A 21,637-nucleotide genomic window follows, 5' to 3' on the forward strand; every position below is an offset into this window, starting at 1 on the left:
CCCGCCGCAGGGGCAGGGTGGTGTGAGCCACCGACGGCGGCGGGACGGGCCGGAAGCGGGAATGATGGCGGGGTGAGGTTCCTTCATGGCGCGGTGCCCGCGCACGACCTGACCTACAACGACGTCTTCATGGCTCCGGCCCGGTCCGAGGTCGGTTCGCGGCTCGACGTCGACCTGTCCACCGGTGACGGCACCGGCACCACCATCCCGCTGGTGGTGGCGAACATGACGGCGGTGGCCGGTCGCCGGATGGCCGAGACCGTGGCCCGGCGCGGCGCGATCGCGGTCATCCCGCAGGACATCCCGATCGAGGTGGTCGCCACGGTGGTCGAGTGGGTCAAGCAGCGGCACCTGGTGCACGACACCCCGATCACGCTGGGCCCGACCGACACCGTCGGCGACGCCATCCACCTGCTGCCCAAGAAGTCGCACGGCGCGGTGGTGGTGGTCGACGAGGCCGGCCGCCCGGTGGGGGTGGTCACCGAGGCGGACACCCACGAGGTGGACCGGTTCGCCCAGCTCCAGCACGTGATGTCGACCGAGCTGCACACGGTGCCGGCCGACGCGGACCCGCGTACCGGATTCGAACGGCTCAACGCGGGACGGCGGCGACTGGCCCCGGTGGTCGACGACGACGGCCGCCTGGTCGGGGTGCTCACCCGGCAGGGTGCGCTACGGGCCACCCTCTACAAGCCGGCCGTCGACGACCGGGGGCGGCTGCGGATCGCGGCGGCGGTCGGCATCAACGGTGACGTCACCGGCAAGGCCGAGGCGCTGCTCGCGGCGGGGGTCGACACCCTGGTGGTGGACACCGCGCACGGGCACCAGGAACGGATGATGTCCGCGTTGCGGGCGGTCCGCAAGCTCGACCCCCCGGTCCCGGTGGCGGCCGGCAACGTGGTCACCGCCGAGGGGGTACGCGACCTGGTCGAGGCGGGCGCGGACATCATCAAGGTCGGGGTGGGGCCGGGCGCGATGTGCACCACCCGGATGATGACCGGGGTCGGCCGGCCCCAGTTCTCCGCCGTGCTGGACTGCGCGGCGGCGGCCCGCACCCTCGGCCGGCACGTCTGGGCCGACGGCGGGGTGCGCCACCCCCGGGACGTGGCGCTGGCGCTGGCCGCCGGGGCCTCCAACGTGATGGTGGGCTCCTGGTTCGCCGGCACCTACGAGTCGCCTGGTGACCTGTACACCGAGCCGGACGGGCGACGCTACAAGGAGAGCTTCGGGATGGCCTCGTCCCGTGCGGTCAGCGCCCGGACCGCCGAGGACAGCGCCTTCGACCGGGCCCGGAAGGCGATCTTCGAGGAGGGCATCTCCACCGCCCGGATGTACCTGGACCCGGCCCGTCCCGGCGTCGAGGACCTGATCGACGAGATCATCTCCGGGGTACGCAGCGCCTGCACCTATGCCGGCGCCCGCACCCTGGACGAGTTCCACGAGCGCGCCCTCGTCGGCGTCCAGAGTCACGCCGGCTACACCGAAGGCATGCCTCTCCCCACTAGCTGGTAACTCCCCCGGTCCCCTCCTGCCCTGCCCGGCCCCCGCCCCGGTCTCTGCCTCGCCCCGGCCTGGCCCCGGTGATCAAGAGGTTTGCGTCATCTGCACCCCGCCGGTCGACTCTTTTCTCTTGATCACCGCCCCGGGGTCGGCGATCAAGAGGTTTGCGTCAACTCGGAGCGGTGATCTGACGCGAATCTCTTGATCACCGGGGTGAGAGGGGGCGGGGCGTGGGGGGCGGGGCGCCGGTGGGGGTCAGGGTGGGGGGAAGAGGCGGCGGATGACGGTGCGGGCGGCGGTGCGGGGGTCGGCCTCGACGTCGGGGGGTAGCGCACCGGAGAGCCACAGGGTGGCGAAGCCGTGCACGATCGACCAGGCGGCCAGCGCGTCCGTGCGCGCCCCGGCCGGCTCGGCCCGGTCCGGCGGCAGGGTCGCCACACCGATGTGCAGCGCCGCACCGGCCCGTTGCCGGGCGGCCCGGAGCTCGGGGGCGTCGGCCCGGTAGAGGTCGGGTCGGAACATCACCTCGAAGTGCGCCCGGTGGCGGACGGCGAAGTCCACGTACGCCACGCCCACCTCGAGCAGGTCGTCGCCGGCTGCGGTCAGAGCGGCGGCGAGCAGGTCGAACCCCTCGACAGCGAGGGCGGTGAGCAGTCCCGCCTTGTCGCCGAAGTGGTGGGTCGGGGCGGCGTGGGAGACGCCGGTGCGGCGGGCGAGGTCGCGCAGGCTCAGGGCCGCCGGCCCAGCTTCCTCGATCGCCGTCACCGCTGTCTGGAGCAGGACGCGGCGTAGGTCGCCGTGGTGGTAGGGCCGGGTGACGGTCATGACACCAGGATAACTTTGCATTGACAAGAAGGCCATCGGCGATCCAATCTTGTCGGCATAAAGATTTGCGACCGAGGAGGTATCCATGGTTCCGTTCATCGCCCTGTTCGTCGGAGCCGCCGTCGCACGCCTGGCCGGACTGGCCGGCGTGGACGCGCTCGACGGCTGGCACCCCGCACTCCGTGTCGGGCTGGCACTACTGTTCGTTATGACCGGTTTCGCTCACTTCGTGTCACCCCGTCGGGAGGATCTGATCGCCATGGTCCCGCCCCGGCTACCCCGACCCGGCATGCTGGTCGCCGTCACCGGGGTGCTGGAACTGGCCGGCGCGGTCGGGCTGCTGATCCCGGCCACCGCCCGTCCGGCCGCCGCCGGGCTGGCACTGCTGTTGCTGGCGATGTTCCCGGCGAACGTCTCGGCTGCCCGGCGACACCTCACGCTGGCCGGCCGCCCGGTCACCCCGCTGGGCACGCGTACGGCGATGCAGATCGTGTACGTCGGCACCGCCCTGACCATTCTCTTTGGCCCCTGACGGTTCGGGGGCTAACATACTCAGCGTGCAGAGGGAACCACTGATCGTCTTTCCCGCCGTGCTCCGTGACGTGCCGCTCGGGCGGCTGCTGTCGGTCGCCGGCCACCTCGTCGACCAGCACTGGGGTCGTTACCTGGCCGAACACCACGGCCTGACCCCGGCCGGGATGCGGGTGCTGTTCACCCTGAACCACCTCGACGACGCCACCCACCGGGACGTCGCCGACCGTTGCTTCGTCCGGCCGGCCACCCTCACCGGGATCGTCGACACCCTCGAACGGGACGGCTTCGTCGAGCGTCGCCGCGACGAGGCCGACCGGCGCAGCGTGCGACTGGCGCTGACCGACAAGGGGCGCGAACACACCCGCTCCCTGGTCGACCGGATGCGCACCGACACCCCGCTCACCTCCGTCGACGCCGATCCGGCCCGACGCGAGGTGATCCGGGATTTCCTGATCGAGGTCATCACGACCATGTCCGACGGGGAGGACAAGAGGTTGACAACACAGCACCAGGACACGACCGACCACCCGAGGCCCGGGAGCCATCCGTGCTGATCAGCCTGCTGCGCCGCTACCTGCGGCCCTACCACCGGCCGCTGGGGGCGGTGGTGCTGCTCCAGTTCGTCGGCACGATGGCCTCGCTCTACCTGCCGAGCCTCAACGCCGACATCATCGACCTGGGGGTGGCCCGGGGCGACACCGACTACATCATCCGTACCGGCGGTTGGATGCTGCTGGTCAGCCTGGTCCAGATCGCCTGCGCGGTGACGGCGGTCTACTTCGGCGCGCGGACCGCGATGGCCTTCGGCCGGGACGTCCGGGCGGCGATCTTCGGGCAGGTCAACCGGTTCTCCGCCCGCGAGGTGGCCCGCTTCGGCGCGCCCTCGCTGATCACCCGCAACACCAACGACGTGCAGCAGGTGCAGATGCTCGTGCTGATGAGCTGCACCATGCTGGTCGCCGCGCCGATCATGAGCGTCGGCGGGGTGGTGATGGCGCTGCGGGAGGACATCGGCCTGTCCTGGCTGATGCTGGTCAGCGTGCCGGTGCTCGCCGTCGCGCTCGGCCTGGTCATCCGCCAGATGGTGCCCGGTTTCCGGCTCATGCAGACCCGCATCGACACGGTCAACCGGGTCCTCCGCGAGCAGATCACCGGCATCCGGGTGGTCCGGGCGTTCGTCCGCGAGCCGTACGAGACGCAGCGGTTCGGGGTGGCCAACGCCGACCTGACCGCCACCGCCCTGCGGGTCGGCCGGCTGATGGCGCTGATCTTCCCGGTGGTGATGCTGGTGCTCAACGTCTCCAGCGTCGCCGTGCTGTGGTTCGGTGCCCAGCGGGTCGACTCCGGGCAGATCCAGATCGGCGCGTTGACCGCCTTCCTGGCGTATCTGATGCAGATCCTGATGGCCGTCATGATGGCCACCTTCATGCTGATGATGGTGCCGCGCGCGGCGGTCTGCGCCGAGCGCGTCACCGAGGTGCTGGACACCGAGTCCTCGGTGGTCCCGGCGGCGAACCCGGTCACCCGGGTCGACGGCCACGGCGAGCTGGAGCTGCGCGGCGTGGCCTTCCAGTACCCGGGGGCCAGCGCACCGGTGCTGCACGACATCTCGTTCCGGGCCACCCCGGGGCGGACCACCGCCGTGATCGGGTCGACCGGTGCCGGCAAGACCACCCTGCTGGCCCTCATCCCCCGGCTGGTCGACCCGACCGCCGGCACCGTGCTGGTCGACGGGGTCGACGTGCGCGAGCTGGCCCCGGAGGAGCTGTGGCGGCGGATCGGCCTGGTGCCGCAGAAGCCGTACCTGTTCACCGGCACGGTGGCCAGCAACCTGCGCTACGGCAACCCCGACGCCACCGACGAGGAACTGTGGACGGCGTTGGAGATCGCCCAAGCCCGCGACTTCGTGGCCCAGATGCCCGGTGGCCTCGACGCCCCGATCGCGCAGGGCGGCACGAACGTCTCCGGTGGGCAGCGGCAACGCCTCGCCATCGCACGGGCGCTCGTCCGTAAGCCGGAGATCTACCTGTTCGACGACTCGTTCTCGGCGCTCGACCTGGGCACCGACGCCCGGTTGCGAGCCGCGCTGCGCCCGGTCACCGCCGACGCGGCAGTGGTGATCGTGGCCCAACGGGTCTCCACGATCATCGACGCCGACCAGATCATCGTGTTGGAGGACGGAGGCGTGGTCGGGATGGGCCGACACGACGAGCTGCTCGACACCTGCCCGACGTACGCCGAGATCGTGGCGTCACAGCAGACGGCGGGGGTGCCGGCATGACCGCCGTACCCGAGCAGAAGAAGGCCCCGGAGGAGACCACGCCGAAGCGGCTGCCGGCGGCCGGCCGGCGCGGCGGTGGGCCGCCGTGGATGTCCGCCGGCATGCCGGCGGAGAAGTCGATGAACTTCGGGCCGTCGGCCCGCCGGCTGCTCGGCCGGCTGCGACCGCACCGGGTGACGCTGACCGGCATCATCGCCCTGGCGGTGACCAGCGTCGGGTTCAGCGTGATCGGGCCGAAGATCCTCGGCCACGCCACCGACATCATCTTCGCCGGGGTGATCGGCCGGCAGCTTCCCCCCGGCACCACCGTCGACCAGGCGGTGTCCGGGATGCGGGCCGCCGGCAACGACAACCTCGCCGACATGGTCGCCCGGATGGACGTGGTCCCCGGGGCGGGCATCGACTTCGACGCCCTCGGCCGGACGCTGCTGTTCGCCCTCGGCCTCTACGTGGCCGCCAGCCTGCTGATGTGGTGGCAGGGCTGGCTGCTCAACGGGGTGGTCCAGGCCACCGTGCTGCGGCTGCGTGCCGAGGTGGAGGAGAAACTCAACCGGCTGCCGCTGCCCTACTTCGACAGGCAGCCGCGCGGCGAGCTGCTCAGCCGGGTCACCAACGACATCGACAACATCTCGCAGACCCTGTCGCAGACGCTGAGCCAACTGCTCACCTCGCTGCTGACCGTGGTCGGCGTGCTGGCGATGATGTTCTGGATCTCGCCGCTGTTGGCGCTGGTCGCGCTGGTCGCGGTTCCGCTGTCGGTGATCGTGACGCAGCAGATCGCCAAGCGGTCGCAGCAGAAGTTCATCGCCCAGTGGACCCACACCGGCGAGCTGAACGGTCAGATCGAGGAGGCGTTCACCGGCCACGAGCTGGTGAAGGTCTTCGGTCGCTCGCCGGAGGTGGAGGCCAGCTTCCACGCCAAGAACGAGGAGCTGTTCCGGGCCAGCTTCGGCGCCCAGTTCATCTCCGGGATCATCATGCCGGCGATGATGTTCGTCGGGAACCTCAGCTACGTGGCGATCGCCGTGGTCGGTGGGCTGCGGGTGGCGTCGGGGGCGATGAGCCTCGGTGACGTGCAGGCGTTCATCCAGTACTCGCGGCAGTTCACCCAGCCGCTGACCCAGGTCGCCTCGATGGCGAACCTGCTCCAGTCCGGGGTGGCCTCCGCCGAACGGGTCTTCGCCGTGCTCGACGCCGACGAGCAGAGCCCCGACCCGGCCACCCCGGCCCGGGTCGACGTACCGCACGGTCGGGTCGAGTTCGAGAACATCTCCTTCCGGTACGACCCGCAGACCCCGCTGATCGACGACCTGTCCCTGGTCGCCGAGCCGGGTCACACGGTGGCCATCGTCGGCCCGACCGGTGCCGGCAAGACCACCCTGGTCAACCTGGTGATGCGCTTCTACGAGCTGGATTCCGGGCGGATCACCCTCGACGGGGTGGACATCACCACGCTGCGCCGCGACGACCTGCGCGGCCGGATCGGCATGGTGCTCCAGGACACCTGGCTGTTCGGCGGCACCATCCGGGACAACATCGCCTACGGCCGGCCGGACGCCACCGAGGAGGAGATCCTCGCCGCCGCTCGGGCCACCTTCGTGGACCGGTTCGTCCGTAGCCTCCCCGACGGGTACGACACCGTCATCGACGAGGAGGGCAGCAACGTCAGCGCCGGGGAGAAGCAGCTCATCACCATCGCGCGGGCGTTCCTGGCCGAGCCGTCGCTGCTGATCCTGGACGAGGCGACCAGCTCGGTGGACACCCGTACCGAGGTGCTGCTGCAACGGGCGATGGCGGCGCTACGGTCCGACCGGACCAGCTTCGTCATCGCGCACCGGCTGTCCACCATCCGCGACGCCCACCTGATCCTGATGATGGAGAACGGACGGATCGTCGAGCAGGGCACCCACCAGCAACTGCTCGCCGCGCGGGGCGCGTACCACCGGCTCTACCAGGCGCAGTTCGCCGCGGCGGTGGTCGACGACGGGGCCGCGCCGGCACCGGTCGGGGGCTGAGCGGCGCACCGGGGGCCGGGGCGTCGTCCCCCGGCCCCCGCACCGTCAGCCGGCGGGGAGCAGTTGCGCCGAGCGGGCCGCCACCACCGCGCCGACCAGCCGCACCGCGTCGGCCGCCGGCATCGGGTCGAGGCTGCGGCCGTCGCGCAGCCGCAGGGCGACCGCGTCGGCGGCGGCCTCCCGGGCACCGACCACCCCGACGTACGGCACCCGGCGGCGGGCCGCGTCGCGGACCCGGGCACCGAGCGAGCCACCCGCATCCACCTCGACCCGCAGCCCGGCGTCGACCGCCCGGCGGGCCACCCGGTCCACCGCGCCGGCCTGCCCGGCGTCGACCGGGAGGAGCAGCAGCTGCACCGGGGCGTACCAGGGCGGGAAGGCACCCTCGTGCTCCTCGATCAGGTAGGCGAACAGCCGCTCCATGCTCCCGACCAGGCTGCGGTGCACCAGCACCGGCCGTTGCCGGGCACCTGCCGCATCGGTGTACGACAGGTCGAACTTCTCCGGCTTGTCGAAGTCGATCTGCACGGTGGAGATGGTCGACTCCCGGCCGGCCGCGTCGACCACCTGGATGTCGATCTTCGGGCCGTAGAAGGCGGCCTCGCCGGGCGCCTCCTCGTGCTCCACCCCGTCGAGCGCGGCGCGCAGCAGTTCCTCGGCGCGGGCCCAGGACGCGTCGTCGCCGACGTACCTCGCGCCCGGCCCGCGCAGCGACAGCCGGAACCCGGCCGGGCGGACGCCGAGCGCGGCGTGCGCCTGGCGGATCAGCCGCAGGATCTCCCGGACCTCGTCGCCGACCTGCTCCAGGGTGCAGAAGTTGTGCGCGTCGTTGAGCGAGATCGCCCGTACCCGGGACAGCCCGCCGAGCACGCCGGACCGTTCCGCCCGGTACATCCCACCCAGCTCGCCGACCCGCAGCGGCAACTCCCGGTAGGAGCGGCCCCGGGCCCGGTAGACCAGGGCGTGGTGCGGGCAGAGCGCCGGCCGGAGCAGCAACTCGTCGCCGCCCAGCCGCATCGGTGGGAACATCTCGTCGGCGAAGTGGCCGAGGTGCCCGGACAGCGCGAACAGCTCGCGCCTGCCCAGCGGGGGTGAGTAGACGTGCTGGTAGCCGGCCCGGCGCTCCAGCTCGCGGACGTACTCCTCGACGGCGTGCCGGGCCGCCGCGCCGGCCGGCAGCCAGATCGGCAGTCCGGCGCCCGCCAGCGGGTCGGAGACGAACAGGTCCAGTTCGCGGCCGAGCCTACGGTGGTCGATCATGTCACGCTCCTTGATCGGGTACGACCCGGAGGCGACCGTGCCCGCGACGCCACGAGGCCCCGGGCGGATCGCCCGGGGCCTCGTCGACGGTGAACGTCAGTGCGGCACGCCGGGATCTCCCGGCGTCGTGGTCACCACAGCACTGCGCATGTCGTCACCGTACGACCTGCGCGACGCCCGGCGCGACCGCATTCTCCGCGCTGTCCGGCGCGGGCGTGCAGCACGGGCAGTGACGCGTGGCACCCGTCGGTACCGGGAGAGGGGAGGGTCGCCGGCACGGGACCTGCCGGCGACCCTCGGCGGCCCGCTCGTCAGGAACGGGGGACCCGACGGTGTGGGGGCCGCGTACTCAACGGTACGCCGACGCCCTCCGCTCCGCCGTCCCCCTCCCGCCGGCCGCGCCGGGCGGCACCCGCCGTGCGGCAGGCGGCACGGCGGGTGCCGCACGCGCACCCCTGCGATCACCGACGGTGCCTGTGGGCTGATGTAGCGGCATCCCGGCCTTCCGATACCGCTACATCGGCCCACGTGCGCCTTGACCGGTGCCCGACCCGGGTCAGGGGGTCATTCGAGTTCGTGGAGCATGAGCTGGCGGGCCGCCTCGGTGATCGAACCGGACAGGCTCGGATAGATGGTGATGGTCTGGGCCAGCTCGTTGACGGTGAGGTTGTTCTCGATCGCCATGGTGATCGGCAGGATCAGCTCACTGGCCTTGGGAGCCACCACGACGCCGCCGACCACCTGACCGGTGGACGGGCGGCAGAACAGCTTGACGAAGCCGTCCGCCAGGTCGTCCATCTTCGCGCGGGCGTTACCGGTCAGCGGCAGCATCACCTGGCGGGCCAGGGTACGGCCGGCGTCCGCCTCGTCCTGGGAGACGCCGACGGTGGCCAGTTCCGGGTCGGTGAAGACGTTCGCCGCGACGGTACGCAGCCGCAACGGCCGGACCGCCTCGCCGAGGGCGTGCCACATCGCGATCCGGCCCTGCATGGCCGCGACGCTGGCCAGCGGCAGGACCCCGGTGCAGTCGCCGGCGGCGTAGATGCCGGGGACGTTGGTACGCGACACCCGGTCCACGGTGACGTAGCCGCCCTTGGCCAGCTCGACGCCGTACTCGGCGAGGCCGAGGTCGGCGGTGTTCGGGATCGAACCGACGGCGATCAGGGCGTGCGAACCGGTCACCACCCGACCGTCGGAGAGGACCACCTCGACGCCGTCGCCGACGCGTCGGACCGCGTCCGCCCGGGAGTTGTTGAGGATGGTCATGCCCCGGCTGCGGAAGACGTGCTCGATGGCCATCGCCGCGTCGGCGTCCTCGTGCGGCATCACCCGGTCCCGGCTGGAGACCAGGGTCACCTCGACCCCCATCGCCAGGTAGGCGCTGGCGAACTCGGCCCCGGTGACCCCGGAACCCACCACGATCAGGTGGGCGGGCAGCTCGGGCAGGTCGTACACCTGCCGCCAGGTGAGGATGCGTTCCCCGTCGGGCAGCGCGGTGGGAAGCTGACGCGGGGTCGCGCCGGTGGCGATCAACACGGTGGAGGCGTCGATCGTGTACTCCCCGCCGCCGTCGGCGGGGGTGACGACGACCCGGTGGGTGTGACCGAGAGTGTCCTCACCCATCCGGGCGGTGCCCGCGACGAAGGTCACGCCCGCCTTGATCAGCTTGGCGTGGATGTCGGCGGACTGGGCCAGGGCGAGCCGCTTCACCCGCGCGTGCACGGCCCGCGCGTCGACCGTGACCGCCTCCAGGCCGTCGGAGTGGATGCCGAACTCGTCGGTGTCCCGGTACCCGGTCACCACCTCCGAGCTGGCGATGAAGGTCTTCGACGGGACACAGTCGGAGAGCACGCACGCCCCGCCGGCGCCCTCGGCCTCCACCACGGTGACGTCGGCGTCCAGCTGGGCGGCGACCAGGGCCGCCTCGTAGCCGGCCGGCCCCCCGCCGATGATCACGATGTGGCTCACAGCCCTCGCCCTTCCTCGGTGCTCACAGTGACTTTCTTCTCCCGAACCCGTCCGACACGCACTGTCGTATTCTCCCCCACCCGTCCGCCGGGCTATCGTCATCGCCGTGCGTCACTACGCGGCCTACGGCTCAAACATGGACCCCGCCCGGATGCGGGCCTACTGCCCGCATTCGCCCATGGTGGGCGTCGGCTGGCTGGAGGGGTGGCGGCTGACCTTCGCCGGTGAGGACGTGATCGGCTGGGAGGGCTCCGTCAGCACCGTGGTCGAGTCCCCGGGTGACCGGGTCTTCGTGGCGCTGTACGACATCGACCCGTACGACGCCGCCCAGCTCGACGAGCTGGAGGGCGTCACCGCCGGCACGTACCGCAAGCTCACCGTGCGGGTCTCGACGCTGGACGGGGACGTGATCGCCTGGGTGTACGTCTTCGACGGCTACGAGGGCGGCCTGCCGACCGCCTGGTACCTGTCGGAGATCGCCAACGCCGCCGAGAAGGCGGGCGCGCCCGACGACTACGTCTCCGAGCTGCGGTCCCGCCCCACCGGCACCGCCTCGGCGTAACGCGTATCGCACCCGTCCAGTGTGCTCCCGGCGGCGGGGCCACCCGACGGCGACCCCGCCGGGCGTCACCCGGCCCACACCGGGCGGGCCCACGCCGGCCCACCCGATACCCGGGCGGCCCGCTCAGGCGGCGGTCACGCTGCGCTCGTACAGGTCGATCCAACGGGTCTCGTGCAGCCCGACCGCCCGGTAGAGGGTGACCGGGGTGGTCGGGTTGGCCAGGTCGAAGCCGAGCCCGGCGTGACCCCGGCCCTTGGCCGCGTAGACCGCGAACGCCCGCCGCAGCAGCGCCGCGCCCACCCCGCGCCGCCGGTACGCGGGCAGCACCGACAGCGTGCGTACCCAGCCCATGTCCTGCTCCAGCGCCTGGTCCGACGAGTTGAGCGCGCCGGCCGGCTCGCCGTCGACCTCGGCGATGAACCACTCGTCCCAGACCCGCCCGCCGTCGGTGAGCCGGTCCCGCCAGCCCTCGAACCCGACCGACTCGTAGTCCGGGGTGTCCCGGAAGGCGGTGTCGTGGATGTGGTGGAACAGCCTCAGGTCGGCCTCGTCACCGGCCCGCACCGGCCGGACGGTCGCCCCGGGCGGGGGTGGCGGCTCGGCGGGCAGGTCGGCCAGCGACCGGCTCATCCGCACGTACCGTTTGGCCCGGGTGAACCCGGCGGCGGTCAGCTCGCCGGCCCAGCGGGTCTCCGGCGCGCAGACGGCGGCACGGACGGTCAGCGCGGGCCGGCCCCGCTCGGTGGCGCGTTCGGCGACCCGGTGCAGCATCCGCTCCAGCAGCACGGTACGCAGCGCCGTCGCCCGCTCCGGGTCGACGAACACGTCGACGTACTCGCGGCCCACCCCGGTCGGGTTGTCGACCACGCTCCAACCGACCACTCGCTGATCAGGATCGGTCAGCACCCACGAGTCGTGCTGCGGGTCGAAGAACGGCGCGGTCAGCGCGGCCCGGACGTCGTCGGCGTCGAAGTCGGGGTGGCCGATGGCGAACGTGTCGGCGGCGTGCACCACGGCGAGCAGCGCGGGCACGTCGTCCAGGGTGGGGCGGCGGGCGGTCCAACCGGCGGGAAGTGTCACGCCGCAGATCCTGGCAGCCCCGCCCGCCACCCCGCCGCCGATTTTCCGGGCCACCGGCCGGTCGGTCAGCCGGGTCGGGTCAGCCGTCCGCGTCGGCGCGGAGCCTGGCCCGTACGTCGGTGAGCAACTCGATCAGCTCCCGGCCCTCCGCCGGGCGCAGCGCCCGGAACCCGGCCGCGGCCAACCGGTCGGTCACCGCCTCGGCCCAGAGCCGACGCCGCACCAGCGGCCCGACCGGCGGATACGGCGGGGACCAGCCGCACGCGGCCGCCCCGGCCTCCCCCTCCGGCCCGGCCAGCACCGCCTCCAGTGGGGTCATCCCGGCGGCCCGCACGGCGAGCAGGTAGGCCCCGGTGAAGTGTTCCCGCAGCAGCAGCAGCGCCACGGCGGCGCGGGCACCCTCGGCGTGCGCGGGCAGCGGCATCGCCCGCCAGGCGGCGAACAGCGGCATGCCCGTCGCGTCGGCGGCGGCCACCACCCGTTCCAGCAGGGCGGTCAGCCGGGGTGTGCCGGGCAGGTCGTCGAGATGCTGGGCACCCCACCGGCAGCACTCGGTCAGGTGGGCGGTGGCCACCTCCAACGGCCGGACCAACCGCACGGCGGTGTCCCATCCGTCGGCGACCGCCTCCGGGGCGAGGAAGCCGAGCGCCGCCGCCACCGTCTCGGCCCGGATGTCACCCAGCGCGCCGGCCCGCCCGGTGACGTAGAACGCCCAGCCCGGGATGCCCATCGTCCTGGCCCGGCGCAGGGTCCCCGGGCAGCGGGTGAACAACTCCCCCAGCTCCAGCACGGCGGGTTTGCACCCGGCGGCCACCTGTTCCGGCGTCATCCCGCACGCCCGTGACACGCATTCATCGCGTTCAGTCTGCCTTCTCACCGCCTTCCGTGGGGTCCCCCTCTTCGGCGTCCACCGCCTCGATCGCGCCCTGCACCTCGCCGGTGCGGCGGCGGGCCGCGGTGAGCGCCCGCTCGGCCGCCCGGCGGGCCAGTTTCGCCCGGCTCAACTCCTGTTCGGCGACGGCCCGACGTCGCTCCAGTTCGGCCAGTTCCCTCTCGATCCGGTCGAGCGCCGCGACGCCGTCCCGCTCGGTCGTCGTCGTGCCGTCCAGGTCCCGTTCGGCCTGCCGCTGGGCGGCCCGCGCCGCCGCCAGCTCACGCTCCAGGGTCCGGCGGCGCTTCGCCCGTTCGGCGCGCGCGGCCGCCTGCGCGTCCCCGGCCCGACGCGCCCCGCCCCGGTCGGCCTCCCGCTGCGGTACGACGTCCGCCTCCCCGCCGCCGGCACGCTCCATCCCGCCACCGGCAGCCGCCCCTGCGCCGCCGGTGACCAGCCTGAGCTGCGGGCGGGGTACCTCGCCGAAGCCGGAGTGGTGCACCGCCTTCAGCAGCCGTCCGGCGCGGACCTGCTCGGCGACCGCGGTGTCGGCGAGCGCCGCGTGCAGGGTGGCCTCGACCTCGGCCAGCGGCAGTCGGGCGGCCGGTGGCGCGTCGGGCCGGCCGGCGGCGATCCGGCGTACCTCGGTGACCAGGGCGGCGACCAGTTCCCGCCGCTGGGCGGACAGCTCCCGCAGCCGGGGGCCCTTGAGGTCACGCTGGGCGGTGCGCAGCGCCTCGGCCAGCGGCCCGAGGTCGGCGACCAGCTCGGGACGGTCCAGGGCGAGCAGGTTCACCAGCCAGGCCGCCACCGTGGGCCGTTTCCAGCCGGCGATCCGCCGGGCGGTGGCCGGATCGCCGGCCCGGCGGGCCTCGGCGACGGCGGCGTCCCGGGCGGCCACGAACCGGTCGGGCGGGGTGCGGTAGAGCTGGCGGGCCAGTTCGGACTCGTCGACGGCCACGGTTCAGGCGTCGATCCGGCTGCCCGGCTCCAGCCGCTGGTAGTCGGTGCGGGACAGCGCCGTGTACTGCCGGTCGAGCACGCCGTGGCCGTTGTCGTTGAGCAGCGCGTCGTGCAGGGCGTACGCCCGGCGCGGGGCGACCGCCCGGATGAAGTCGACCACCTCGGAGAACTTCGACCAGGGCGCGTGGATCGGGGCGAAGAGGGTCTGCACCTCGACGTCGGTGGGGACGTGCAGCGCGTCGCCGGGGTGGTAGACCGTGTCGTCGAACAGGTAGCCGACGTTCTCCACCACCGGGATGTCGGGGTGGATGACGGCGTGCCGGCCGCCGACGGCACGCACCGGGATGCCGGCGGCGGTGAACGTGTCGCCCGGTGCGACCGGGGTGAGGGCCGGGGCCGCGTCGCCGAGCACCGTGCCGAGCGCGGCCGGCCCGTACACCGGCAGCGGCTCCCGGTCCAGCCGCCTGGTGAGCGCGGCGACGTCGACATGGTCGGGATGTTCATGGGTGACCAGCACCGCGTCCGCCCCGTCCAGCGCCGCCGCCTCGCTGAACACGCCGGGGTCGACGACCAGCACCGCCCCGTCGCGTTCGATGCGGAGGCAGGAGTGCGTGTACTTGGTGAGCCGCATCGTGACTCCTCGAATATAGAATCGTGATGTCCTCAGCGCAGTCTGCCGGAACCGGAGCGGCCGTGCGCCGCGTCCGAGCTATCGCCCCGGAACCGGGGGACGGACGACGACGGGAGCGGGGATGACACTGAGGACGGCGGGAACCGGGGCGCGGGCCCTGGCGGCGACGGGGTTGGCGGCGCTGCTGCTGGCCGGGTGCGGGACGGCCGACCGCGACGGCAGTTCGGCCGGTTCCGCACCGCAGGAGAAGGCGCCGGTGCAGGGGGCGCCGGGCGGTGCGGCCCCGGACCGGGACGCGGCGGCGGGACAGGCCGGTACGGGTGCCCCGGACCTGCGCGTCGACCAGCGGGCGATCATCTACACCGGAACGATGCGGGTGCAGGTGGACGACGTGGAGGCGGCGGCCCGGCGGGCGGTGGCGGCGGTCACCGCCACCGGCGGGTTCGTCGGCGGGGACCAGCGGCGCAGCGTCTCGGCATCCGCGCAGGCGGAACTGGAGCTGCGGGTGCCGGCGGCGAAGTTCACCGCGCTCGTCGACGAGCTGGCCACCTACGGACGGCAGCAGCGCCGCGAGATCCGTACCCAGGACGTCACCGAGGAGACCGTCGACCTGGACGCCCGGATCACCACCCAGCGGGCCCGGGTGGACAGCGCCCGGCGGCTGCTGGCCCGGGCCAACACGGTGTCCGAGCTGGTCTCGCTGGAGAACGAGGTGAGCCGCCGGGAGGCGGATCTGGCCTCACTGGAGGCGAAGAAGCGTCGGCTGGCCGACCTGACGGCGCTCTCCACGGTCACGGTGACCTTCGTCGGCCGGGACGCCTCGACGGCCGACGAAGGGCAGGAGGAGGACCGGACCGGCTTCATGGTGGGCCTGCGCGGCGGCTGGACCGTCTTCCTCGCCTCGATGGGCGTGCTGCTCACCGTGCTGGGGGCGTTGCTGCCCTGGCTGCTGCTCATCGGGGTGCCGGTGACGGTGGCCGTGGTGCTGTTGCGTCGGCGACGCCGCCAGCGGCGGCCCGCGCCGCCGGTGGGACCGGTCGGCGGGGGCCACCCGCCGATGCCTGGTGGACCGGTCGGCGGGGGCCACCCGCCGGTGCCTAGCGGACCGCCGCCAGTGCCCGCAACGCGGTCTGCACCATGAGCCGTACCCCGACCGGGATGGCCCGCTCGTCGACGTCGAACGACGCGCGGTGCAGGTCGACGGTGGGGCCGCCGACCCGGCCGACGCCGAGCCGGGCCAACGCGCCGGGGACGTGTTCGAGGTACCAGGAGAAGTCCTCGCCGCCCATGCTCTGCGGCGTCTCCGCGATCCCCTCCGGGCCGAGCGCGGCGGCGGTGGCGGCGGTGAGGATGCCGATGGCGCGGGCGTCGTTGCTGACCGGCGGCCGGCCCCGCAGGTATTCCAGGTCGACGGTCGCGCCGGTGGGGGCGATGACGTCCCGGACGACCTGAGCGACGATCTGGGGGGCCCGCTCCCAGGTGTCGCGGTCCATCACCCGCAGGGTGCCGGCCGCGCACGCCTCGGACGGGATGACGTTGTACCGGGTGCCGGCCGAGGCGTGGCCGAACACCAGCAGCAGGCCGCTGTTGGCCGGCACCCGGCGGGTGACCAGGGCCGGAACCTCGGTGACCAGGCGGCCGAGCGCGTCGACCAGGTCGACGGTCAGGTGCGGGCGGGCGGTGTGCCCGCCGGGCCCGGTGAGCTTCACGGTGACGTTGTCGGCCGCCGCGGTGATCGGGCCGACCCGCAGCCCCACCTTCCCCACCGGCTGGTTGGGGTCGCAGTGCAGCGCGAAGATCTGGACGACGTCCTCCAGGCCACCGGCCTCGATGACCTCCAGCGAACCGCAGGGCAGGATCTCCTCGGCCGGCTGGAAGATCAGCCGGACCCGGCCGTCGAGCTGGCCTGAGTCGGCGAGCTGGGCCAGCAGCATGCCGACGCCGAGCAGCACCGCGGTGTGCACGTCGTGGCCGCAGGCGTGGCAGACCCCCTCCACGGTGGACCGGTAGGGGACCTCCTTGGGGTCGGTCAGCGGCAACGCGTCGATGTCGGCGCGGAGTGCGACGACCGGGCCGTCCGGCCGCCCGTCGATGTCGCAGATCACCCCGTTGCCCTTGGGCAGCAGTCGGGGGTGCAACCCGGCGAGGGTGAGTTCCCGGGCGATCAGCGCGGCCGTCTCGAACTCCTCCCCGGACAGTTCCGGGTGGGAGTGGAGGTGGCGGCGGGTGGCGATCAGACCGGGCACCCGCAGCGCGAGCAGGTGATCCAGATCGTGGGGCAGGGGCTGGGACCCGGACGGCGCCTCCGGCCAGGACGACGCCAGCTGGCTGCCGTTCGGCAGCGTCAACGCACTCGTCACGTCGAATTCTCGATCACTAGAAATGGATGGATCTTCGGGGAGGACAGCAGACAGCCTAGACCTCCGATGGTGACGCTGCGCAACCTCGTTACGGTAGCGATCAGAGCGCACAGCGTCACGTAAGCCCTGGTGGGAGGGCTCGAATATCTGCGGGACAGCAGGTAGATCGCGGTCGGACGCCGTCATCTGCCCCCCACCTCCTACAACGCGTAACCGATTGGGCGGTCGCGAAATCGGCGTCGATCCGGGGCCGTCGTATCCGAATTGTCGCATTGGTCGCCCCGGTTGGCCGCCGGTCGGACAATTAGCCGACGCCGCCGGGTGGTCAGCCGGTTCCCGACGGTGACACGGCGTCCCCGGGCCAGCCCGGACATGCTGTCCGTCCCGTTCACCCGCTCGGGTTTACCCACGAACCCCGCACCGCACGCCCCGACCCGGCGGACCGCCCACCAGCCGGACGACCCGACCGGCACACCACCGCCAGATTGTCACCGACGGTAGCCCCGCCCACTTCACCTGGCGACCCCTAGCGGCCCCGACCGGACGACGACGGCGACCCCTGCCGGCAGCGGACTGCCGGCGGAGGTCGCCGTGCGGATCAGCGACGGGAGTCGCCGTGCTGGTCGACGTCGCGGGTCGGCCCGCCCGCCGGGTCGCGGGCGGCGCACCGACCGGGACCGCGACGGTCGGCCCGAAGATCAGAAGCGGTCGCTCGGGCGGTACGTCCCCCAGACCTGGCGCAGCGTGCCGCAGACCTCGCCCACCGTGGCGCGGGCCCGCAGCGCCTCCTTCATCGGGTAGAGCACGTTCTCGTCGCCCTCGGCGGCGGCCCGCAGCTCGGCCAGGGCCCGTGCGACCGCGTCGCCGTCCCGCTCGGCCCGGAGCCGGGCCAGCCGCTCCGCCTGGGTCGCCTCGATCGTCGGGTCCACCCGCAGCGGCTCGTACGGCTCCTCGGTGTCGATCTGGAAGCGGTTCAGCCCGACGACGACCCGCTCCCCCGCGTCGATCTGCTGGGCGAACCGGTACGCCGACTGCTCGATCTCCCGCTTCTGGAACCCGGCCTCGATCGCGTCCACCGCCGAACCGTGGTCGAAGACCCGGTCCATCAGGTCGTTCACCGCCGCCTCGATCTCGGCGGTCATCGCCTCCACCACGTACGACCCGGCGAACGGGTCGACGGTGGCGGTCAGGTCCGTCTCGTACGCCAGCACCTGCTGGGTACGCAGCGCCAGCCGGGCGGCCTTCTCGGTGGGCAGCGCGATCGCCTCGTCGAAGCTGTTGGTGTGCAGCGACTGGGTGCCGCCGAGCACCGCGGCGAGCCCCTGGATCGCCACCCGGACCAGGTTCACCTCGGGCTGCTGGGCGGTGAGCTGCACCCCCGCCGTCTGGGTGTGGAACCGCAGCATCATCGACTTCGGGTCCTTCGCGCCGAAGTCGTCGCGCAGCAGCCGGGCCCAGATCCGCCGGGCGGCCCGGAACTTCGCGACCTCCTCCAGCAGTGTGGTGCGGGCCACGAAGAAGAACGACAGCCGGGGGGCGAAGTCGTCCACCGCGAGCCCCGCGGCCAGCGCGGCCCGGACGTACTCCACCCCGTTGGCCAGGGTGAACGCGATCTCCTGCGCGGGCGTCGCACCGGCCTCCGCCATGTGGTAGCCGGAGATGGAGATGGTGTTCCACTTCGGCACCTCCTTGCGGCAGTACGCGAAGGTGTCGGCGACCAGCCGCAGCGACGGCTTCGGCGGGAAGATGTACGTCCCCCGGGCGATGTACTCCTTGAGGATGTCGTTCTGGATGGTGCCGTTGAGCGCCGAGCCGGACAGGCCGTTCTCCTCGGCGACGAGCTGGTAGAGCAGCAACAGCACCGAGCCGGGCGCGTTGATGGTCATCGAGGTGGAGACCTTGTCCAGCGGGATGCCGTCGAACAGCAGCCGCATGTCCTCGATGGAGTCGATCGCCACCCCGACCTTGCCCACCTCGCCGTGCGCGATGGCGTCGTCGGAGTCGTACCCCATCTGGGTGGGCAGGTCGAAGGCGACCGACAGGCCCATCGTGCCGGCCTTCAGCAGCTGGTGGTAGCGCGCGTTGGACTCGGTGGCGGTGCCGAAGCCGGCGTACTGCCGCATCGTCCACGGCCGGGAGGTGTACATCGTGGGGTAGACCCCCCGGGCGTACGGGTAACGACCCGGCTCGCCCAGGCGGGAGTCCAGCTCCGGGGGGAGGTCCGCGGCCGTGTACACACCCTTGATGGGGAACCCCGACTCGCTCGCCCGCGCTTCACTCATCCCCGGATGGTAGGACGCGCGGGGCCGTCGGTGGGGTGAGGGATGGCGCACATCTCGGTTCGGCATCGGTCGACGCGAGGTGAACGGCCAGGTACACACCGTTCGACCCGACGCTCGGTACGGTCGGACAGCACAAAGGTCCGCCGCGTCGGGTTTCGCATCGGGCGTCGGAACCAGCAAGATAGAGAGGTTGTGTCCCAGCCCCCTCGACTTTCCCGGTGGCTTTTCCTGTGACTCAGATCCCGACGTGGAGCGGCGGACCAGTGAGTCCTCCCAACGGACGCGCAGCACCCGGCACCACCATCGGCGGCCGGTACGAGTTGCGCTCCTCGGTGGGCAACGGCGGCATGGGCACGGTCTGGCGCGCGACAGACACCCTGCTGCGACGTGACGTGGCGGTCAAGGAGGTCGTCCTGCCGCCGGGGCTGGCCCCCAGCGACCGGGACGCGATGTACGAACGCACCCTGCGCGAGGCGCGCGCCGCCGCCGCGATCCAGCACCCGGCCGTGGTCCAGGTGTACGACGTGGTCACCGAGGGTGGCCGGCCGTGGATCGTGATGGAGCTGCTGGACGCCCGCAGCCTCGCCGACATGGTGATCGAGGACGGCCCGGTGGCCGGGCGCGCGGTCGCCAAGATCGGCATCGCGCTGCTCGGCGCGCTGGAGGTGGCGCACGCCAACGGGGTGCTGCACCGCGACGTCAAGCCGGCGAACGTGCTGATCTGCACCGACGGCCGCTGCGTGCTGACCGACTTCGGGGTGGCCCGGATGCCCACCGACGTCCAGCTCACCACCCCCGGGATGGTGCTCGGCTCGCCGCACTTCATCTCCCCCGAGCGCGCCATGGGGCAGGATTTCGGCCCGCCCAGCGACCTGTTCTCGCTCGGCGTGACCCTCTACACGGCCGTCGAGGGGCGTCCCCCGTTCGACAAGGGCGACCCGATCGAGACCATGCACGCGGTGGTCGAGGACCCGCCGGCCACCCCGCAGCGCAGCGGCCCGCTGACCCGGGTGCTGATGGGACTGCTGGAGAAGGACCCGGCCCGCCGGCTCGACGTGCACACCGCGCGGGCGATGCTGCGCGAGCTGCTCGCCGGCCCGCTGACCAGCACGGCGACGGCGGTCAACTCGATCACCGACCCGTACTCGGTGGTGCCGGTGCAGCGCCCGACGACGCCGCCGGCCATCGCCGCGCCGCCGGCCGAGTCGAAGCCGGGCGGGCAGATCGGCGGCCGGGCGATGCTGGCCGCCGGCGAGTCGCTGACCGACCGGCTGGCGAAGCTGCGCCGGGGCGAACGTCCCGAGCCGGTGACGACCTCCTCCGCCAGCGCCCTGGACGACACCAGCGCCGACGCGCTCGCCGGCCCGCTGCACACCCCGACCGGCGCGATGCCGCCGCCGACCGGGCCTGCCGCCGGCGCGTTGCCGACCGGCCCGACCGCCGGGACGTACGGCAGGACCGAGGCCACCCAGCGGATCATTCCCGACGCCACCCAGCGCATCGCCCCGGGCACCCCGGAGGCCACCCAGCGCATCGGTGGCGGCACCGCCGACGCCACCCAGCGCATCGGCGGCCACCCGGACGCCACCCAGCGCATCGGCACGGACGCAGGGCGGTCCGGTTACGGGGCGGCGGAGCCGACCCAGGCCATCTACGGCGGCGGCGGGAACGCCGAGCCGACCCAGGCGGTGTACGGCGGGCAGTGGTCCATCCCCGGCACCGGCCAGTCGTGGACGTCGCCGCCCCCGCCGCCGGGCGGGGCCGACGGCGGCGCGCTCGGCCGGGCGAAGGGCGCCGGCGGTCGACTGGTGGGCACGGTGAAGGGCTGGCCGCGCAAGCTCCAGCTCGCGGCGGCCGGCGGCCTGGCCGTGGTGCTGCTGATCGGCGCGGTGGCCCTGTTCAGCGGCGGCGACCCGGAGTCGACCCCACCCCCGCAGGCCGGCCCGAGCGCACCCACCGCCGGAGGCGGTGCGCTGCCGCCGATGCAGGAGCACAGCGCCCGGGGCATCCGGGTGAACGTGCCGAAGGGCTGGCAACGGGCGACCGGCGGGGTCTACATCGACTACGTCGACCCGCAGGACAAGGGCCGCAAGGTGCGCATCCTCACCGAGAAGTTCGGCAGTTCCTCGACCCGCTGGGCCGAGGTGGCGGCGGACAACCTCCGCAAACCGAAGAGTTCCTGTGCCAAGCCCTACGAGCAGCTGGCGATGGGCGAGAAGGACCTGGCGGGCAAGTCGGCCGCCGAGTTCGAGTACACCTGCGGGGACGGCGACGACAAGCGGCACGGGGTCTGGCGCGGGGTGGTGCACGAGGGGAAGGTCTACTCGTTCTACCTCACCGCGAGCGACGCCAAGTTTGCCGAGAGCAAGCCGATCTTCGACGAGATGGTCAAGTCGTTCCAGCTCACCGGCTCAAGCTGAGCCTGTTCCCGGGGCGGCCCGGCCCGGCGGACGGGGTGATCCGGGTCGACCGGACCCGGTGATCCGCCGCCGTGCTATCAAGGGG

Annotated in this window: 17 protein-coding genes; 8 read left to right on the top strand and 9 right to left on the bottom strand. The window is 72.9% G+C overall.

Features of this window, described 5'->3' with window-relative positions; all coding sequences use genetic code 11:
* Positions 1 to 72: 72 nt before the first annotated feature.
* Positions 73 to 1,512, top strand: coding sequence for a GuaB1 family IMP dehydrogenase-related protein (locus ACN260_RS25405; protein WP_422753389.1), 1,440 nt, complete (start codon positions 73 to 75; stop codon positions 1,510 to 1,512).
* Between the two features lie 243 nt (positions 1,513 to 1,755).
* Here ACN260_RS25405 and ACN260_RS25410 read toward each other — a convergent pair whose 3' ends face one another.
* Positions 1,756 to 2,325 (bottom strand): TetR/AcrR family transcriptional regulator, encoded by a 570-nt coding sequence (locus ACN260_RS25410; protein WP_422753390.1) that lies wholly within the window; start codon positions 2,323 to 2,325, stop codon positions 1,756 to 1,758.
* Positions 2,326 to 2,410: 85 nt separating this feature from the next.
* Between ACN260_RS25410 and ACN260_RS25415 the strand changes: the two genes are divergently transcribed.
* From ACN260_RS25415 to ACN260_RS25430, 4 genes are read left to right on the top strand one after another with little or no spacing between them, the layout of a single operon-like run.
* Positions 2,411 to 2,857: a DoxX family protein gene (locus ACN260_RS25415; protein WP_422753391.1), complete on the top strand. Its 447-nt coding sequence runs from the start codon at positions 2,411 to 2,413 to the stop codon at positions 2,855 to 2,857.
* A 25-nt stretch (positions 2,858 to 2,882) separates the two neighbouring features.
* Complete coding sequence (locus ACN260_RS25420) at positions 2,883 to 3,413, top strand: MarR family winged helix-turn-helix transcriptional regulator (protein ID WP_422753392.1); 531 nt, start codon at positions 2,883 to 2,885, stop codon at positions 3,411 to 3,413.
* Positions 3,407 to 5,140, top strand: coding sequence for an ABC transporter ATP-binding protein (locus ACN260_RS25425; RefSeq protein ID WP_422753393.1), 1,734 nt, complete (start codon positions 3,407 to 3,409; stop codon positions 5,138 to 5,140). The genes ACN260_RS25420 and ACN260_RS25425 overlap by 7 nt, the downstream gene beginning before the upstream one ends.
* Positions 5,137 to 7,155: an ABC transporter ATP-binding protein gene (locus ACN260_RS25430; RefSeq protein ID WP_422753394.1), complete on the top strand. Its 2,019-nt coding sequence runs from the start codon at positions 5,137 to 5,139 to the stop codon at positions 7,153 to 7,155. Before ACN260_RS25425 ends, ACN260_RS25430 begins: the two co-directional genes overlap by 4 nt.
* A gap of 45 nt (positions 7,156 to 7,200) precedes the next feature.
* On the opposite strand, the gene thrS is transcribed toward ACN260_RS25430, so the two are convergent.
* A complete protein-coding gene (gene thrS, locus ACN260_RS25435; RefSeq protein ID WP_422753395.1) occupies positions 7,201 to 8,415 on the bottom strand; it encodes a threonine--tRNA ligase in 1,215 nt (404 codons plus the stop codon).
* Positions 8,416 to 8,979: 564 nt separating this feature from the next.
* Entirely contained in the window at positions 8,980 to 10,383 is a 1,404-nt protein-coding gene (locus ACN260_RS25440) for an NAD(P)H-quinone dehydrogenase (RefSeq protein ID WP_422753396.1), read from the bottom strand.
* Between the two features lie 106 nt (positions 10,384 to 10,489).
* Here ACN260_RS25440 and ACN260_RS25445 point away from each other — a divergent pair, with 106 nt between their 5' ends.
* A complete protein-coding gene (locus ACN260_RS25445; protein ID WP_422753397.1) occupies positions 10,490 to 10,945 on the top strand; it encodes a gamma-glutamylcyclotransferase in 456 nt (151 codons plus the stop codon).
* A 123-nt stretch (positions 10,946 to 11,068) separates the two neighbouring features.
* Here ACN260_RS25445 and ACN260_RS25450 read toward each other — a convergent pair whose 3' ends face one another.
* The 4 genes from ACN260_RS25450 to ACN260_RS25465 all read right to left on the bottom strand — a co-directional run bounded on the left by ACN260_RS25450 (position 11,069) and on the right by ACN260_RS25465 (position 14,490).
* On the bottom strand, positions 11,069 to 12,025 hold the full coding sequence (locus ACN260_RS25450; RefSeq protein WP_422753398.1) for a GNAT family N-acetyltransferase: 957 nt from the start codon (positions 12,023 to 12,025) through the stop codon (positions 11,069 to 11,071).
* A gap of 79 nt (positions 12,026 to 12,104) precedes the next feature.
* A complete protein-coding gene (locus ACN260_RS25455; protein ID WP_422753399.1) occupies positions 12,105 to 12,854 on the bottom strand; it encodes an SCO6745 family protein in 750 nt (249 codons plus the stop codon).
* Positions 12,855 to 12,885: 31 nt separating this feature from the next.
* Positions 12,886 to 13,857, bottom strand: coding sequence for a hypothetical protein (locus ACN260_RS25460; protein WP_422753400.1), 972 nt, complete (start codon positions 13,855 to 13,857; stop codon positions 12,886 to 12,888).
* 3 nt (positions 13,858 to 13,860) lie between these two features.
* On the bottom strand, positions 13,861 to 14,490 hold the full coding sequence (locus ACN260_RS25465) for an MBL fold metallo-hydrolase (protein ID WP_422753401.1): 630 nt from the start codon (positions 14,488 to 14,490) through the stop codon (positions 13,861 to 13,863).
* A 121-nt stretch (positions 14,491 to 14,611) separates the two neighbouring features.
* Here ACN260_RS25465 and ACN260_RS25470 point away from each other — a divergent pair, with 121 nt between their 5' ends.
* Positions 14,612 to 15,631: a DUF4349 domain-containing protein gene (locus ACN260_RS25470; RefSeq protein WP_422753402.1), complete on the top strand. Its 1,020-nt coding sequence runs from the start codon at positions 14,612 to 14,614 to the stop codon at positions 15,629 to 15,631.
* On the opposite strand, the gene ACN260_RS25475 is transcribed toward ACN260_RS25470, so the two are convergent.
* Both ACN260_RS25475 and ACN260_RS25480 read right to left on the bottom strand, forming a co-directional pair.
* Positions 15,588 to 16,850: an amidohydrolase gene (locus ACN260_RS25475; protein WP_422753403.1), complete on the bottom strand. Its 1,263-nt coding sequence runs from the start codon at positions 16,848 to 16,850 to the stop codon at positions 15,588 to 15,590. The genes ACN260_RS25470 and ACN260_RS25475 overlap by 44 nt on opposite strands.
* Positions 16,851 to 17,548: 698 nt before the next feature.
* Positions 17,549 to 19,132, bottom strand: a complete 1,584-nt coding sequence (locus tag ACN260_RS25480; protein ID WP_422753404.1) for an acyl-CoA mutase large subunit family protein — start codon at positions 19,130 to 19,132, stop codon at positions 17,549 to 17,551.
* Positions 19,133 to 19,362: 230 nt separating this feature from the next.
* Here ACN260_RS25480 and ACN260_RS25485 point away from each other — a divergent pair, with 230 nt between their 5' ends.
* Positions 19,363 to 21,552 carry a protein kinase domain-containing protein gene (locus ACN260_RS25485; RefSeq protein WP_422753405.1) on the top strand — a complete coding sequence of 730 codons (2,190 nt, stop codon included), beginning with the start codon at positions 19,363 to 19,365 and terminating at the stop codon, positions 21,550 to 21,552.
* Positions 21,553 to 21,637 lie beyond the last annotated feature (85 nt).

It is taken from the genome of Micromonospora sp. WMMD708, assembly GCF_049315245.1.
Taxonomy (GTDB): Bacteria; Actinomycetota; Actinomycetes; order Mycobacteriales; family Micromonosporaceae; genus Micromonospora; species Micromonospora wenchangensis.